This is a genomic window from Geodermatophilus sp. CPCC 206100 (assembly GCF_048569675.1).
Taxonomy (GTDB): Bacteria; Actinomycetota; Actinomycetes; order Mycobacteriales; family Geodermatophilaceae; genus Geodermatophilus.
The window spans coordinates 23,486-38,456 of sequence record NZ_JAQISV010000048.1 but is presented as its reverse complement, the minus strand read 5'-3'; the positions used below and the strand labels follow the sequence as shown (position 1 = coordinate 38,456).

19 protein-coding genes are annotated in these 14,971 nt (G+C 75.5%); 11 read left to right on the top strand and 8 right to left on the bottom strand.

Annotated features, from left to right (window positions below):
• From PGN05_RS20590 to PGN05_RS20580, 3 genes are all read right to left on the bottom strand, one after another.
• Positions 1-705, bottom strand: a complete 705-nt coding sequence (locus PGN05_RS20590; protein ID WP_419754438.1) for a M50 family metallopeptidase — start codon at positions 703-705, stop codon at positions 1-3.
• Positions 706-777: 72 nt separating this feature from the next.
• Positions 778-1,575, bottom strand: a complete 798-nt coding sequence (locus PGN05_RS20585) for an ABC transporter permease (protein ID WP_419754437.1) — start codon at positions 1,573-1,575, stop codon at positions 778-780.
• Between the two features lie 22 nt (positions 1,576-1,597).
• Positions 1,598-2,548, bottom strand: a complete 951-nt coding sequence (locus PGN05_RS20580; RefSeq protein WP_419754436.1) for an ATP-binding cassette domain-containing protein — start codon at positions 2,546-2,548, stop codon at positions 1,598-1,600.
• A gap of 61 nt (positions 2,549-2,609) precedes the next feature.
• On the opposite strand from PGN05_RS20580, the gene PGN05_RS20575 reads away from it, so the two are divergent.
• Together PGN05_RS20575 and PGN05_RS20570 are read left to right on the top strand one after the other, a co-directional pair.
• Positions 2,610-3,395 (top strand): TetR/AcrR family transcriptional regulator, encoded by a 786-nt coding sequence (locus PGN05_RS20575; RefSeq protein WP_419754435.1) that lies wholly within the window; start codon positions 2,610-2,612, stop codon positions 3,393-3,395.
• Between the two features lie 12 nt (positions 3,396-3,407).
• Positions 3,408-4,052 carry a LysE family translocator gene (locus PGN05_RS20570; RefSeq protein ID WP_419754434.1) on the top strand — a complete coding sequence of 215 codons (645 nt, stop codon included), beginning with the start codon at positions 3,408-3,410 and terminating at the stop codon, positions 4,050-4,052.
• A 10-nt stretch (positions 4,053-4,062) separates the two neighbouring features.
• On the opposite strand, the gene PGN05_RS20565 is transcribed toward PGN05_RS20570, so the two are convergent.
• From PGN05_RS20565 to PGN05_RS20550, 4 genes are all read right to left on the bottom strand, one after another.
• Positions 4,063-4,656 (bottom strand): TIGR03086 family metal-binding protein, encoded by a 594-nt coding sequence (locus PGN05_RS20565; protein ID WP_419754433.1) that lies wholly within the window; start codon positions 4,654-4,656, stop codon positions 4,063-4,065.
• A 10-nt stretch (positions 4,657-4,666) separates the two neighbouring features.
• The gene (locus tag PGN05_RS20560; protein WP_419754432.1) at positions 4,667-5,497 is read right to left on the bottom strand and encodes a helix-turn-helix domain-containing protein; all 831 of its coding nucleotides are present in this window, start codon (positions 5,495-5,497) and stop codon (positions 4,667-4,669) included.
• An 11-nt stretch (positions 5,498-5,508) separates the two neighbouring features.
• Positions 5,509-6,861, bottom strand: coding sequence for a hypothetical protein (locus PGN05_RS20555; RefSeq protein ID WP_419754431.1), 1,353 nt, complete (start codon positions 6,859-6,861; stop codon positions 5,509-5,511).
• 155 nt (positions 6,862-7,016) lie between these two features.
• Positions 7,017-7,379, bottom strand: a complete 363-nt coding sequence (locus PGN05_RS20550; RefSeq protein WP_419754430.1) for a VOC family protein — start codon at positions 7,377-7,379, stop codon at positions 7,017-7,019.
• Positions 7,380-7,486: 107 nt separating this feature from the next.
• Here PGN05_RS20550 and PGN05_RS20545 point away from each other — a divergent pair, with 107 nt between their 5' ends.
• The 3 genes from PGN05_RS20545 to PGN05_RS20535 all read left to right on the top strand — a co-directional run bounded on the left by PGN05_RS20545 (position 7,487) and on the right by PGN05_RS20535 (position 8,859).
• A complete protein-coding gene (locus PGN05_RS20545; protein WP_419754429.1) occupies positions 7,487-7,732 on the top strand; it encodes a type II toxin-antitoxin system Phd/YefM family antitoxin in 246 nt (81 codons plus the stop codon).
• On the top strand, positions 7,729-8,103 hold the full coding sequence (locus PGN05_RS20540) for a type II toxin-antitoxin system VapC family toxin (protein ID WP_419754428.1): 375 nt from the start codon (positions 7,729-7,731) through the stop codon (positions 8,101-8,103). Before PGN05_RS20545 ends, PGN05_RS20540 begins: the two co-directional genes overlap by 4 nt.
• Before the next feature lie 516 nt (positions 8,104-8,619).
• Complete coding sequence (locus PGN05_RS20535) at positions 8,620-8,859, top strand: hypothetical protein (RefSeq protein WP_419754427.1); 240 nt, start codon at positions 8,620-8,622, stop codon at positions 8,857-8,859.
• 14 nt (positions 8,860-8,873) lie between these two features.
• Here PGN05_RS20535 and PGN05_RS20530 read toward each other — a convergent pair whose 3' ends face one another.
• Complete coding sequence (locus tag PGN05_RS20530; protein WP_419754426.1) at positions 8,874-9,293, bottom strand: hypothetical protein; 420 nt, start codon at positions 9,291-9,293, stop codon at positions 8,874-8,876.
• An 86-nt stretch (positions 9,294-9,379) separates the two neighbouring features.
• Between PGN05_RS20530 and PGN05_RS20525 the strand changes: the two genes are divergently transcribed.
• The 6 genes from PGN05_RS20525 to PGN05_RS20500 all read left to right on the top strand — a co-directional run bounded on the left by PGN05_RS20525 (position 9,380) and on the right by PGN05_RS20500 (position 14,947).
• Positions 9,380-10,594 (top strand): MalY/PatB family protein, encoded by a 1,215-nt coding sequence (locus PGN05_RS20525; RefSeq protein WP_419754425.1) that lies wholly within the window; start codon positions 9,380-9,382, stop codon positions 10,592-10,594.
• 34 nt (positions 10,595-10,628) lie between these two features.
• Positions 10,629-11,405, top strand: coding sequence for a glycerophosphodiester phosphodiesterase (locus tag PGN05_RS20520; RefSeq protein WP_419754424.1), 777 nt, complete (start codon positions 10,629-10,631; stop codon positions 11,403-11,405).
• Complete coding sequence (locus tag PGN05_RS20515) at positions 11,390-12,295, top strand: lysophospholipid acyltransferase family protein (protein WP_419754423.1); 906 nt, start codon at positions 11,390-11,392, stop codon at positions 12,293-12,295. The genes PGN05_RS20520 and PGN05_RS20515 overlap by 16 nt, the downstream gene beginning before the upstream one ends.
• 46 nt (positions 12,296-12,341) lie before the next feature.
• Positions 12,342-13,688: an MFS transporter gene (locus tag PGN05_RS20510; RefSeq protein ID WP_419754422.1), complete on the top strand. Its 1,347-nt coding sequence runs from the start codon at positions 12,342-12,344 to the stop codon at positions 13,686-13,688.
• Positions 13,685-14,422, top strand: coding sequence for a thymidine kinase (locus PGN05_RS20505; RefSeq protein ID WP_419754421.1), 738 nt, complete (start codon positions 13,685-13,687; stop codon positions 14,420-14,422). The genes PGN05_RS20510 and PGN05_RS20505 overlap by 4 nt, the downstream gene beginning before the upstream one ends.
• Positions 14,423-14,602: 180 nt before the next feature.
• A complete protein-coding gene (locus PGN05_RS20500) occupies positions 14,603-14,947 on the top strand; it encodes an RNA polymerase-binding protein RbpA (protein ID WP_097206458.1) in 345 nt (114 codons plus the stop codon).
• Positions 14,948-14,971: the final 24 nt, after the last annotated feature.

The following is a 14,971-nucleotide window of genomic DNA, read 5'->3' as shown; positions in this document are numbered from 1 at the left end:
CTAGCGGAGCAGCCACCAGGCGCCCAGCAGCAGCGCGCCGACGTCCACCAGCAGGAAGACGCCGACCCACAGCGCGGCCGGCAGGTGGGTGAGCCGGGCCAGCTGGTCGGCGTCGGAGTCCGGCGCCGACCGGCGGCGCCGGGACCGCCGCAGCTCCAGCACGGTCTTGGGCGCGGCCAGCAGGAGGAACCAGGTGCCGCCGGCGGCGAAGGCGGCCTGGCCGGCGGGCGGCAGCCACTCGGTGACCGCGAGCACGACCGCGGCGGTGGCCAGCACCGCCCACAGGCCGTACCAGTTGCGGATCTGCACGAGCAGCAGCGCCAGCAGCCCGAGGAGGGCCCAGAGCAGCCCGACCGCGTGCCCGGCGGCGAGCAGCGCGGCGGCGCCGAGTCCGAACAGCGCCGGGCCGGTGTAGCCGGCCGCGCAGGTGAGCACCATGCCGAGCCCGGTGGGCCGGCCGGCGGAGACGGTGAGCCCCGAGGTGTCCGAGTGCAGCCGGATGCCTGACAGCCGCCGTCCGGCGGCCAGCGCGACCAGGCCGTGCGCGCCCTCGTGGGCGATGGTCACGACGGTGCGCGCCGGCCGCCACAGGGCGGGGGAGAGGACGACGAGCGCGGCGGCGGCCAGCGCGCCGAGGAGCACCGCAGCGGGCAGCTCGGGCACCGGCGCGGTGACCCGGGCCCAGAACCGGGCGACGACGTCCACGGCGCCGAGTCAACCGCACCGGCCTGGATCCTCGCGGAGGCTCACCCTACTGCCGTTATCCCCAACACACGTTCACCCTTGCGTCCGCCGGCGGTACAGCACGGCGGCGAGCACAGCGAAGGCGCCGAGGAGCCCGGCCGACCAGGCCAGCGCGATCGGCCCCGAGGCGCCGATCGGCGTGCCGGTGAGCAGTCCGCGGACGGTCTCGATGACCGGGGTGATCGGCTGGTGCTCGGAGATCGTCCGGAGCGCGGCGGGCATCGTGTCGGTCGGCACGAACGCGCTGCTGAGGTAGGGGAGGAACAGCATCGCGAAGGTGAGGGCGTTGGCCGACTGCACGCTGGAGGCGATCGCGCCCAGGCCCGCGGCCAGCCAGGACAGGGCCAGCACGTAGAGCAGCAGCAGGCCCAGCGCGGCCAGCCACTCGACCGGCCCGGCGTCGGGGCGGAACCCCATGGCCACGGCGCCGGCGATCACCACCGCGGTGGCCAGGGCGTTGCGGGCGACGCTGGCCACCACGTGCCCGGTGAGCAGCGCCGAGCCGGCGATCGGCATGGAGCGCAGCCGGTCGACCATGCCGCCGGTCATGTCGGCCGCGACCGCGGTGGCCGTGGACGCCGCGCCGAACCCGACGCAGAGCAGCACGATGCCGGGCACGACGTAGTCGACGTAGGCGGCGCGGGTGGCGATCGCCCCGCCGAACACGTACACGAACAGCGCCATCATCAGCAGCGGCAGCACGACCGCCATGACCAGGGCCTCGACGTCGCGGCGGGACAGCCGGGTGCAGCGGCCGACCAGGGTGAGGGACTCGCCGACGGCCGCGGCGGCCCGCCGGCTCAGGGGGACGGTGGGGGAGAGGGTGTGCATCGGAACTCCTCGGGTCGACCGGTCAGGCGGGGACGGGCGCGGAGACGGGGGCGGGCGCCGGCGCCGTCCCGGTGAGGGCGAGGAAGACGTCGTCGAGGGTCGGGCGGGCCGTGGCCACGCGGTCCACCGGGATCCCGGCGTCGTGCAGGTCGGCCAGCACCCGGCGCACGTGCGTGGCGCTGCCGTCGGAGGGGAGGGACGCGGTCAGCGGGGCGGCGTCGGCCAGCGCGCCGGGGAGGTGGGCCAGGGCCGACCGGCGGGCCGCGGCGTCGGGGAAGGAGAGCACCAGCCGCTCGCCGCCGATCCGGGCCTTGAGCGCGTCGGCGGTGCCGTCCGCGGCCACCCGGCCGCCGTCCAGCAGCACGATCCGGTCGGCCAGCCGGTCGGCCTCCTCCAGGTACTGCGTGGTCAGCACGATCGTCGTGCCGCCGCGGACCAGCTCGCCGACCGCCGTCCACACCGCCGTCCGGCTGACCGGGTCCAGGCCCGTCGTCGGCTCGTCGAGGAACAGCACGCGCGGCGGGGCGACCAGGCTCATGGCCAGGTCCAGCCGGCGCCGCATGCCGCCGGACCAGGTGACCGTGCGGCGGTCGGCGGCGTCGACGAGGTCGAAGCGCTCGAGCAGCTCGGCGGCGCGCCGGGCGGAGCCGGCCCGCCCCAGGTGCCGCAGCGCGCCGATCATGACCAGGTTCTCCCGGCCGGTCTGCTGGTCGTCGACGGCGGCGAACTGGCCGGTCACGCCGATCACGCGACGCACCGCGGCCGGCTCGGTGGCCACGTCGAAGCCCGCGACGGTGGCCCGGCCGCCGTCCGGGCGCGCCAGCGTCGTCAGCAGGCGGACGGTGGTGGTCTTGCCGGCGCCGTTGGGGCCGAGCAGGGCCAGCACGGTCCCCTCGCCGACGGCGAGGTCGACGCCGTCGAGCACCCGGCGCGCACCGTAGGACTTGCTCAGGCCGTGGGCCTCGACGATCACGGTTACCTCCACGGTTATGCGTACGCGATACGCGAAAAAGCGTATGGGATACGCTCGGACCGTGACAAGCCCTCCGGTCCTGCCCGACGACGTGGCCCTGCTCTGGGGACGTCGCGGTGCCGGGCGCCGCGGCCGCCGGCCCGCGCTCACCGTCGCGGACCTCACCCGCGCCGCGGTCGCGGTCGCCGACGCGGAGGGGCTGGCCGCGGTGTCCATGGCCCGGGTCGCCGCCGAGCTGGGCAACGCGACCATGGCGCTCTACCGGCACGTGCGCAGCAAGGAGGAGCTGCTGCTGCTCATGGCCGATGCCGCCGTCGAGGAGCCGCCGCCGGGCCTGGGGGAGGGGGACTGGCGGCAGCAGCTGACCGCGTGGGCAGCGGCCGTCCTCGCCGTCCTGCGCCGCCACCCCTGGTTCCGCGACATCCCGATCAGCGGGCCTCCCATGGGGCCGGGCAACCTGGCCTGGCTCGACCGCGGGCTCGCGGCGCTGGAGGGCTCGCCCCTGGATGACGGCGAGCGGCTCGCCGTCATCACCGGCCTGATCACGCTCGTCCACGGGGAGGCGCGGCTGGCCATCGACCTCGAGCGCGGCTTCGCCGCCGACCCCGAGGCCGCCGGGCGCGGCTACGGGGCGACCCTCGGGTCGCTGCTGGACCCCGCGCGCTTCCCGGCCCTCGCCCGGGCGGTCGCCTCCGGGGTGTTCGACGCGCCGCCGCCGGCGGACGCCGCCTCGCTGGGCGGCGAGCTGGAGGAGGCCTTCCGGTTCGCCCTGGACCGCTACCTCGACGGCGTCGCCGCGTACGTCGCCCGGCGGGGAAGTCGGTCGACCGGACGACCGCCGTCCTGACACCCTCGCGGGGTGGACCTGCTCGGGTCGCTGCCGGCCTTCGTGCTGGCCGTCGTGCTCATCGCGGCCTCACCGGGGCCGGCGATGGCGCTGATCGTCCGCCGGGCCGCGCTCCGCGGACTGTCCGGCGCGGTGCCCACCGTGCTCGGCCTGGAGCTGGGGCTCTACGCCTGGGCGCTGGTCGCCGGCGCCGGGTTCGCCGCTCTCGTCGCGGCGTCCGAGGTCGGCTACCTGGTGCTGCGGGTGGTCGGCGCGGCCGTGCTGCTCATCCTCGGCATCCGCGCCTGGCGCGCGGCCTGGCGGGACCGCGGGCAGCCCGACGTCCCCGCCGCGCCGGCCGGCCGGCCGGGACGGCGGCGCTGGTGGACGGCGTTCGGTGAGGGGCTGGTCGTGCAGCTGGCCAACCCGAAGGCCGCCGTCTTCATGCTCGCGTTCTATCCGCAGTTCGTCCCGGCCGACGGCCCGGTCTTCGCGACCACCGCCCTGCTCGGGCTGCTGCAGATCACCCTGGAGACCGGCCTGTACCTGGCCCTGGCGGCCGGCGTGGCCCGGGCCGGGACCTGGTTCCGGCGGCCGCGGATCCGCCGGCGGCTGGAGGTGGTCAGCGGATCGGTGCTGGTGGCGCTCGGCGTCCGGGTGGCCGTCTCCAGCCGCTGAACTCGCGCCGTCAGGGGCGGCGCCAGTGCGGGTCGCGGCCGGACAGCCGCAGCGCCCGCTCGAAGGTCGGCGTCGCGTCGTCGACCGGCAGCTCGGCGGCGAAGCCGCCGTACTCGCGGAACAGCGCGCCGTGCTCGACGACCAGGTCGAGGACGAGCCGGGCCGTCTCCTCGCCGACGGCGAGGTCCTGGCCGGTCGCGCGGGCGACGTCCCAGCCGTGCACGGTGAGCTCCTTGACCAGCATCCCGGCCACCGTGTCGGCGGGGACCGACATGCCCCCGAGGTCGATCTCGCCCTCCCAGGCGGCCGGCTCGCGCCACGCGGCCAGGGCGCGGTCGAGCTGGGCGGCGTACTGCTCGGGCCAGTCGGGCTCGGCGGCGAAGTCGCGGGCGGCCAGGTCGTCGGGGATCGGCTGCCGCCGGGCGCGGCACTCGAGTCCGTGGGCGCTGTAGAGCACCCAGTGGTCGACCAGGGCGCGCAGGTCCCACTCGGCGTCGGGGGTGGGGGAGTCCAGCGGCGCCCCGGCGGCACCGCGGGCGATGCGGGCGGCCTCCCCGGCGGCCTCGGCCAGCCGGTCGTAGAGGGCGGGCAGCGTCGTCGTCATGGACCCGACGCTAGGGACCGGCGCCCGGCGGCGTCTTGGAGGAACGCGACGCGGCCTCACGGGCGTACCGGGCCGGGGGAGTGCCCACCGCCGCGGTGAAGTCGCGGACCAGGTGCGCCTGGTCGCTGTAGCCCAGCTCGGCGGCGACCAGGGCCCAGTCGACGTCCCCGGTCAGCGCCCGCTCGGCCACCTCGCGCAGCCGGGCCGCCCGGATGACCTGCTTGACCGGCAGGCCGACGACGTCGGCGAACGCCCGCTGCAGGGCCCGGACGCTGCGGCCGGTGCGCTCGGCGAGGTGGTCGACCCGTGTGACGGTCCGGTCCGCCTCGACGAGCGCCACGGCGGCGTCCAGCTCGGCGGCGCCCGGCACGGGGGAGCGGGGCAGGCCCAGCAGCCAGTCCTCCAGCACCTCCCGCGCGGCTGCCAGGTCGGCGGCCGCCGCGACGTCGCCGGGCAGGGACGCCGGGACCGCCAGCAGGTCCCCGGCCGGGAGCACCCGGTCGCGCAGCGAGCTGACCGGCCGGTCGACCAGCGACCGGAAGGCGGCCGGCCGGAACCGCACCGCCGACACGGTGGCCGTGCCGGTGAGCGGCCGGCGGTAGGTGCCGGACACCGGACCGGTCAGCCAGACGCCGTCCGGCTCCACCGACACGTTGACGGCGGGGTAGGAGAGGACCAGCGAGTCGTAGGTCGCCCCGGGCGGCAGCGCCCACGACACCCGCCAGTACAGCGCGACCAGGTCGGCCAGCCGCTCCGTGGGCGGCAGCCGGTCCAGCCCGTAGGGCATCGCCGTCGGCCGGACGATCCCCCGGGTACCGCGAGCCGCGCCGACGACGGACACGGGGGACCCGGTCAGAGCGCCTGGGTCAGGTCGCGGGTCGACGGCGCCGCCGCCTCCCTGCGGACCGCCAGCCGCCGGCGACCCGTGTCGAGCAGCCGCCGGACGATGACCGGGACCATGCGCGCACCCATGGCCAACCAGGGCCGCAGGTCGTCGCGGGCGAACCAGGCCAGCTCCGTGCCGGCCCGCCGCCGGGGGAGCGGCGGGAGCGTCCGCGGCTGCCGCCCGTATCCCAGTCGCGCGGGGAGGTCGAAGTTCTCGGCGACGAACCGCCGGCCCTCGACCTGCTCGCCGGCGGGCACCGGCTGGCCGGTCAGGTCGAGGTACTGCGCCCGGACGACGTCGACGCCTCCCCGGGTCTCGAACAACCGGAACTGGGCCCCGACGCGCGGGTTGAAGTCCAGCAGCTTGTACCGCCCGTCGCGCCGGTCGTAGCGCCAGTCGAGGTCCAGGATCCCGCGGTAGCCGATCTGCGCGGCGAAGTCGGCCGCGAGCGCGGCCAGTTCGGCGTTGTCGACCACGACCGCGCTCGTCGTGATCCCGGCGTGCGGCGGCCACGACCGCACCTTGACGCCGGTGAAGAGGACCTCGGGGGTGGAGGTGCTCCCGAGGTAGCCGTGCACGATCCAGTCCTCGGCGTGCTCGCGGGGGAGGTACTCCTGCAGCAGGACGCCGGGGTCGTCGGGCCAGCGGGCGGCCAGCCGCAGCAGCTGGTCCGGGCTCTCGACCACGGTCGTGGAGCCGACCGCCGGCGCACGCAGCCGGCCGAACGGCTCCCGGTTCTTGGCGACGACGGGGAAGCGGGCGGTGCGCGCGAAGTCCTCGACCTCGGCGGGGGACCGCGGGCAGACCGCGTCGGCGTCGGGGACCTCGTGCTTCTGGCAGAGCTCGTGCAGGCCGTACTTGTCGGCCACCCGCCGGGCCAGTCCGGGGTCGGCCGCCCGGGGGTACAGGAACGCCCCGGCCAGGTCGTCGGCCCGCTCGGCCAGCAGCACCGCCGCCTCGTCGTCGGTGGGGAGGAGGACGGCGGGCCGCCCGATGTCGCGGCCGATCCGGAGCAGCCCGTCGACCAGCGCCTGCGGGTCCTCCAGACCGGTGGTCGGCCAGGGCACGTGCCCGCTCAGGTACCGCGACACCGCGGCCGGGGTGAAGCGGTCCTCGGTGATGGCGAAGACCGGCACCCCGAGGCGTCCCAGCGAGCGGATGGCGCCCACCCCGCCGTGGTGCAGCGGGTACCGGCCCAGCTTGACGATCAGCACGGGCGTCGAGGTGTCGACGAGCCGCCCGGCCACCGTCGCCGACCCGCCGCCGGGGTGCACGGAGCGTCGGCGGCGGACGTGCTGGGCCCTCCGGCTGTCGTTCATCGCAGTTCCCCCATGTGGTCGGGCACGCGTCCTCACGCGCTCCGGCGGGGAAACGGTTGCGTGGGGCACCGAAGGGTGCGGCACCGCAGATGCGGAGTCAAGGCGTCCGGAGCCGAAACGGCACCGTTCCCGACAGGAACACCGGTCCGGGTGGATCAGGTGGTCTGCGTGAGGTTGACGACGTTGCCGTCGGGGTCCGTCACGTGGGCGACCCGCTGGCCCCAGGGCATGTCGTTGGCGGGGCCGGGGGCCGCGCCGCCGAGGGCCGGGACCCGGGACAGCGCCGTGTCGACGTCGTCCACCTCGATGCTCAGCAGCATCCGGCCGGGCTCGCCGGGGACGACCGACCCGTCGGACGAGAGCCCGAGCTCGGAGTCGCCGACCTGGAGGCCGACGTAGAACGCCGGGCCGTCGTCGGGGAAGCGCATCGTCTCGGTGGCGCCCAGCAGGCCGGTGTAGAAGGCGAGCAGCCGATCCAGGTCGCGGGTGACGATGATCGGACGGATGGTGGCCGGCACGGTGGGCTCCTCGCGGTCGGTGGGGATCGGCGGGCGTCATCCTGGCGGAGGGGGACGACATCCGGCGGGGCGATTGACTTAGCCAGGGTTAGCCATACCCTGGAGCCATGACCAGGACCGTCAACGTCCACGAGGCGAAGACGCAGCTCTCCCGGCTGCTGGAGGCGGTGGAGGCGGGGGAGGACGTCGTCATCGCCCGGGCCGGGAAGCCGGTGGCCCGGCTGGTGCCCGCGGGGATGCGCCGTGAGCCCCGGGTGCCCGGCTCGTGGCGCGGGCGGGTCGTCGTCGCCGACGACTTCGACGAGACGCCGGAGAGCGTCCTGGCCGCCTTCCGCGGCGAGTCGGATCGGTGAGCCTGCTCCTGGACACGCACGTGCTGCTGTGGTGGCTCGGGGACGACGACCGGCTGACGCCGCCGATGCGCACGGCGATCGAGGACCCGCAGACCTCGGTCGCCGTGTCCGCCGCGTCGGCGTGGGAGATGGCGATCAAGGCGGCGCTGGGCAAGCTGTCGGCCCCGGACGACCTGGGGGCGCAGCTGGCCCACAACGGCTTCGAGTCGTTGCCGGTCACGCTCGAGGACGGCCTGGCCGCCGGCGCACTGCCGCGACACCACGAGGACCCGTTCGACCGCATGCTCATCGCCCAGGCGGCGCGGCGGCGGCTGGTGGTCGTCACCGCGGACCGGCGCTTCGCCGACTACGACGTCCTGACCCTGGCGTAGCCCGCCGGGGAGCGGGGCCGCGCCGCACTACTTGACATAATGTGCATTATCGGCGTAGCGGGGACGGTGGTCGAGAGGGGCTGGAACGCCGGTCCCGGGCGCCGCACCCGGAGCTCATCCGCGTCGCCGCACGCGCGTGCGGACGACCGGTGACCGCCGGTCGACGTCGGCACGGGCGCCGCGGCGACGTCCGCGGTCGCTGTCGATCCCGTCGCGTCACCGCTCGGCGCCGCCCGTCGCGCCCGATCGGTTCTGCCCGCCCGGCCGAGCCCTGTGCGACCGGTCCGGCCCGTCGCGCCGGCCGCCCCGTGCTGTCTGCCGGCCGGCCGGTCCACGCGGCGACCACCCGACCCGCAGGCCATCCGCCCGCCAGGCACCGTCCGGCCGCCGGTGCCCTCGGGTGCCCGCCCCTTCCCCGAACCGCTGACCCACCGGTCATTACGTCACAGTGACGGAAACACCGGTGGGTGGGCTGTTCGACGGGCGGGCCGACCGGCTGCTGCCTAGGGTCGGAGCATGCAACTCCGACGACCGATCGCCGCACTGATGACCGCCCTGGCGCTCTTCGGAGGCGGCGCGACGATGACCGCCTGCCAGGCCGCCGGGCAGGACCAGCGCGACGGCACGAGCGACGAGGAGGAGATCAACACCGACACCGACGACGAGAACGACCCCTCGTCGGACAACGTCCCCGACCTCAGCGATCCCGAGGACGGGGTGGAGCAGGGCGAGGGCGAGGAGGAGGACGACGGCTGACGGCCCGCCAGCGATCAGCCGGCGCGCTCGGAGACCCAGAGCTTGTCGAGCCGGCCGGTCGAGTGGACCAGGTCGGCCAGGGTGCGCTCCAGTTCGGCCTTGGTCGGCCGCTCGCTCAGCAGGGTCTGGACGTCCTCGAGCGCGCAGCGCAGCTGGTACAGCCGGTCCTGCAGGCCGTCGAGCTCGGCGCGGGTGACGAGTACGACGTCGCCGGACAGCCCGGCCTTCGCCGTCGCCGTCCGCTGCTCGTAGGCACGCTGCCGGCACGCCTGACCGCAGTACTGGCGGGGACGGCCCACCGACCCCTGACTCGGCAGCACCCGGCGGCACCAGCCGCAGCGGCGCTCACTGCCGCTCCCCCGGCGGGGGCTGGGCAGCGCGGAATCGGTCGTCGCCTCCTCGTCGGTTCCCTGAGCGGTGAGTTGCTTGGCCACGCAGCGCACGGTAGACGGCCCCACCGACAGACCCGGGGGACACGCCCGACACGACGGCGAGCGGTCGCCGGACAGGGAGGAGCGCGGTGTCCGAGCAACGGACGGCGGGGTTCGACGCGCTGACCGAGGAGGCGCTGCGGGCCTCCGGCGCCCTGAAGTGGACCCGCTACGGCCCGGCGATCGGTGCGTTCGTCGCCGAGATGGACTTCGGCACCGCGCCGGAGGTCGCCCGCGTGCTGCACGCGGCGGTCGACCGCGGCGCCATGGGCTACCTGACGCCGGAGGCCGCGACGGCGATGGCCCGCGCCTGCGCGGGCTGGTACGCCGACCGCCACGGCTGGCCGGTGCCGCCGGAGTGGATCACCCCGCTGTCCGACGTCCTGGCCGGCCTGCAGGCCGCGGTGGAGCACTTCACCCCGCCGGGCACCCCGATCGTCCTGCCCACCCCGGCCTACATGCCCTTCCTCGTCGTTCCCCGGCTGCTGGGCCGGGAGCTGGTCGAGGTGCCGATGGTGGAGCGGGACGGCCGGGTCACCTACGACCTCGACGGCCTGGAGCGGGCCCTGACCGGTGGCGGGCTGCTGGTGCACACCAACCCGCACAACCCGCTGGGCCGGGTGTTCACCGAGGACGAGCAGCGGGCGCTGGCCGACGTCGTCGAGCGGACCGGCTCCCGGGTGTTCGCCGACGAGATCCACGCGCCGCTGGTGTACCCCGGTGCGGTGCACCGGCCCTACGCCGCCCTCTCCCCCGCCACGGCGGGGCACACCGTCACGGCGACGTCGGCGTCCAAGGCCTGGAACCTGCCCGGGCTGAAGGCCGCACAGCTGGTGCTGTCCAACCAGGCCGACGCCGACCACTGGGCGCGGGTGGGCTTCTTCGCGGTGCACGGCGCCTCCACCCTCGGGGTGCTCGCGGCCACCGCCGCCTACACCGAGGGCGCGGCGTGGCTGGCCGACGTCCTGGACTACCTGGACGGCAACCGGCGCCGGCTGGGCCAGCTGCTGGCCGAGCGGCTGCCGCAGGTCCGCTGGACCCCGCCGGAGGGCACCTACCTCGCCTGGCTGGACTGCCGCGCGCTGGAGCTGCCGACGTCGGCCGGGGCGTTCTTCCTCGAGCGCGCCGGGGTGGCCCTGGTCGACGGCCCCGAGTGCGGCGCACCCGGCGCCGGGCACGTGCGGCTGAACCTGGCCACTCCGCGCCCGGTCCTGGAGCGGATCGTGGACCGCATGGCGGCCGCGGTCGAGGGTCGCACGGCCGGGACCCCGGGGGCGCGACGGGCGGGTGGGACGAGGCCCTGACCGGCGCGGGGACCTGCGCAGCTAGCGTGTCGGCGTGGTCCCGGTGCGGTACGCCTTCCTCGACGGGCCCACCCCCATCGCCATGGCGCACCGCGGCGGCGCGATCGAGCACCTCGAGAACTCGATGCCGGCCTTCGAGGCGTGCGTCGCCCTGGGCTACCGGTACCTGGAGACCGACGTCCGGGTCACCTCCGACGGGGTGCCGGTCGTCTTCCACGACCCTGTCCTGGACCGGGTGACCGACCGGACCGGGCGGGTCGACCAGCTGCCGTGGCGGGAGGTCTCCGCGGCCCGCATCGGCGGCCGCGAGCCCATCCTGCGGCTCGACGAGCTGCTCGGCGCCTGGCCCGACACCCGGTTCAACCTCGACATCAAGGCCCCGGGCGTGCTGGCGCCGCTGGTCCGCACGGTGCGCCGGCTGCAGGTCGAGGACCGGATCTGCCTGGCCTCGTTCTCCGACGCCCGGATCGCCGCGGCCCGGCGGCTGTTCGGCCCCTCGGTGTGCACCTCCCTGGGCCCACGCGGGGTGGCGGCGCTGCGACTGTCGTCCTACTCCCCCCGCGCGGCCGGGCTGGTCCGCATCGAGGCCGGCTGCGCGCAGGTGCCGCTGCAGCTGGGCGGGCGCGCGCTGGTCGACGAGCGGTTCGTCGCCGCCGCGCACGCCCGCGGCCTGCAGGTGCACGTGTGGACGGTGAACACCGAGGAGGAGGCGACGACGATGCTCGACCTCGGCGTCGACGGCGTGATGACCGACCGCCCGGCGCTGCTGCGCGGCCTGCTGGAGGCGCGCGGGCAGTGGGTTTCCCGGTGACCCTCGGCCGGCGGCTCCGGACCTGGCGGCCGGCCCCGCCGCCGCTCCCCGGCGACGTGGCGCACCTCGTGGGCCCCGACGACCCGGAGTGGTTCGCCCGCGAGATCGCCATCGCGGCGAGCCCGCCGTGGTGGTTCTGGCGGTTCATGCTGCGGCGGTTCTCCTGGCTGCCCAGCGTGTTCGGCCGCCTGCAGGTCACCGGGTCGATCCCGCAGGAGTGGCTCCGAGGCCCGCTGCTGCTGGCGGTCAACCACATCGGCGACTTCGACACCTTCGTCGTGGCCGCCGCGCTGCACCGGGCCGGGGTGGTGCCGCGGTTCATGGTCGCCGGCGGGATCCTGCGCGCCCCGGTGGTGGGGCCGCTGCTGGAGCGCGCCGGCGGCATCCGGGTCGACCGGGGCACGGACGTCGCCGCGCACGCGCTGACGGTGACGCAGGTGGCCCTGGCCCACGGCGGCCACGTCGTCGCCTATCCCGAGGGCCGGGTCGGGCTCTCCCCCGACGGGTGGCCCGAGCGCGGGCGCACGGGCCTGGCGCGCATGGCGCTGGCCGCCGGCGTCCCGGTGATCCCGGTGAGCCAGTGGGGCGCCCACGAGGTGCTGCAGTACGCCAACGACTGGGGCAAGCTGCGCACCCTGCTGCGCGCGTTCTGGCGGCAGCCGGCGCTGCGGGTGCACATCGGTCCCGCGGTCTTCTTCGAGGACCTGCAGCCGGGCCGGGTCGGCGACGCCAACCGCGCCCGCACCCGCATCGCCGCGGCCATCACCCGCGGGCTGGTCCCCCTGCGGGCCGGGGAGCCCACCGACCGCCCCGCCCACCTGGACCCGACGCGGCCGACGACGGCCACCGCCGCGTTCCCCGGTGGCGTCGTCCCCGACGACATCCCGTGACCGGCCCGTGCTGGACCGGTCACCCTCCGGCTGACACCCTGCGCCCGTGACGACGGCCGCCGACCCGACCGCCCCCTCCGCCGACCGGGCCCTGCGCCGCGAGCGCTTCGGCTGGTACTCCTACGACTGGGCGATGTCGGTGTTCAACACCAGCGTCACCACGGTCTTCCTCGGGCCCTACCTGACGTCGGTCGCCGAGGACGCCGTCGGCCCCGACGGGCGGCTGCCGGTGCTGGGCCTGTCGATCCCCCCGGGCAGCTGGTTCTCCTACGTGCTGTCGGTGTCGGTGGTGCTGCAGGTGCTCGTCCTGCCGCTGACCGGCGCCGTCGCCGACCGCACCGGCCGCAAGCGGCAGCTGCTGGCCGGGTTCGCCGCCCTCGGCGCGGTGGCCACCACCGGGCTGTTCTTCGTCGCCGACGGCCGCTACCTGCTGGGCGCGGCGCTGTTCGTCGTCGCCAACATCAGCTTCGGGGCGGCAACGGTCGTCTACTACTCCTGGCTGCCCGACCTCGCCGGCCCCGACGAGCGCGACGCGGTCTCCAGCCGGGGCTGGGCCTTCGGCTACGTCGGCGGCGCGCTGCTGCTCGCCGTCCACCTCGGGCTGGTGCTGGGCGCGGAGTCGCTGGGCCTGACCACCGGGGAGGCGGTGCGCATCTGCCTGGCCAGCGCCGGCCTGTGGTGGGGGGCGTTCACCGTCTTCACCGTGTCCCGGCTGAGGAACCGGCCCGTCCGCGAGACCGGCGTCCGGCCGCGCAGCGGCTTCCGGCAGCTGGCGACGACGATGCGCGAGATGCGGGCCTTCCCGCTGACGCTGTGGTTCCTCGGCGCCTACCTGCTGTTCAACGACGGCGTCCAGACGGTGATCTCGCTGTCGGCCACGTACGCCACCGAGGAGCTGGGGCTGGAACAGTCGGTGCTCACCGGCGCCATCCTGATGGTCCAGGTGGTGGCGATCGCCGGCGCGCTGGGGCTGGGCCGGCTGGCCGCCCGGTACGGCGCGAAGCGGATCATCCTGGGCGCCCTCGTGGCCTGGATCGTGGTGCTGGTGGCCGCCTACTTCCTCGAGGCCGGCGCGGTCGGGCAGTTCTACGCCCTCGCCGCCGTCATCGGGCTGGTGCAGGGCGGCACGCAGGCCCTGTCGCGGTCGCTGTTCAGCCAGCTCATCCCGGCCGGCAAGGAGGCCGAGTACTACGGCTTCTACGAGATCAGCGACCGCGGGACGAGCTGGCTGGGCCCGCTGGCGTTCGGGCTGACCTACCAGCTGACCGGCTCCTACCGGCTGGCCATCGTGAGCCTCGTCGTGTTCTTCGTGGCCGGCTTCGTCGCGCTGGCCGCCCTGCCGATCCGCCGCGCCGTCGTCGCGGCCGGGAACACCCCACCGGAGCGACTGTGAGTTCCGCCCTCGAGGTCGACGCCCGCAGCGGCCGGGTGCTGTCCGCCGTCCCGGTGGCCGGCGACCGGCGCCGGCACCCCGCCCCGGCGCACCTGCGGTTCTTCCACGGCCCCATGGACTGCGGGAAGTCGACGCTCGCCCTGCAGGTCGACCACAACCAGAGCCGGCAGGGCCGCAGCGGGCTGCTGCTGACCCAGGGCGACCGGTCGGCGCAGCCGCGGATCAGCTCCCGGGTGGGGCTGTGCCGGGAGGCGGTGGAGGTGGACGTCGGCACCGACCTGGTGCTGCTGGTCCGCGAGCGCTGGGCCGGCGGCACCCGCGTGGACTACCTGATCGTCGACGAGGCGCAGTTCCTCACCGCCGCCCAGGTCGACCAGCTGGCCGAGCTGGTGGACGAGTCGCACGTCGACGTCTACGCCTTCGGGCTCACCACCGACTTCCGCACCCGGCTGTTCCCCGGCACCCAGCGGCTGCTGGAGGTCGCCGACGACGTCCAGCGGGTGCAGGTGGAGGTGCTGTGCTGGTGCGGGCTGCCGGGCCTGCTCAACGCCCGCGTGGTGGACGGCGCGATGGTCCGGGAGGGCGAGACGGTCGTGGTGGCCGACACCGCGCCCACCCCGGCACCCGGCGAGCGCGACGCCGAGGTGCACTACCAGGTGCTCTGCCGGCGGCACCACGTCCTGGGCCAGCTGGGCCCGACGGCGGCCGGTCCGGGGCAGCTGGCCCTCCCCTGATCACCCGTCCGGGGGTGCCTGCACGTCGCTATACCACCCCATGAGATGATCTGGAACCGACTCCGCGGAATCTCTTCGCGAAATCTGTCGTTGGTTCTTTCGACTGCGCCGTCCGGTGGGTACCCCTGCCTGCGACGACGTGTTCGGACCGACACCACCAGCACGAGAGGACGGTGTGCCATGGGCGAGCGTTCCCTGCGGGGTAGCCGACTGGGCAGCGTGAGCTACGAGACCGAGCGGAACACCGCGCCGATCGAGCGGCAGTACGCGGAGTACCGGTGCCCTTCGGGTCACCTGTTCAGCGTGCCCTTCGCTGACGACGCCGAGCTCCCCGACACGTGGGAGTGCAAGTTCGACGGTTCCGCGGCCAAGCTGGTCGGTGGCGCCGAGCCGGCCCCCAAGAAGGTCAAGCCGCCGCGGACCCACTGGGACATGCTCCTGGAGCGCCGTTCGGTCGAGGACCTCGAGGAGGTCCTGGCCGAGCGCCTCGAGGTGCTGCGCGGCCGGCGGACCCGCGCCAGCTGAGCGAAGACCCCTCCGCCCGCGCGG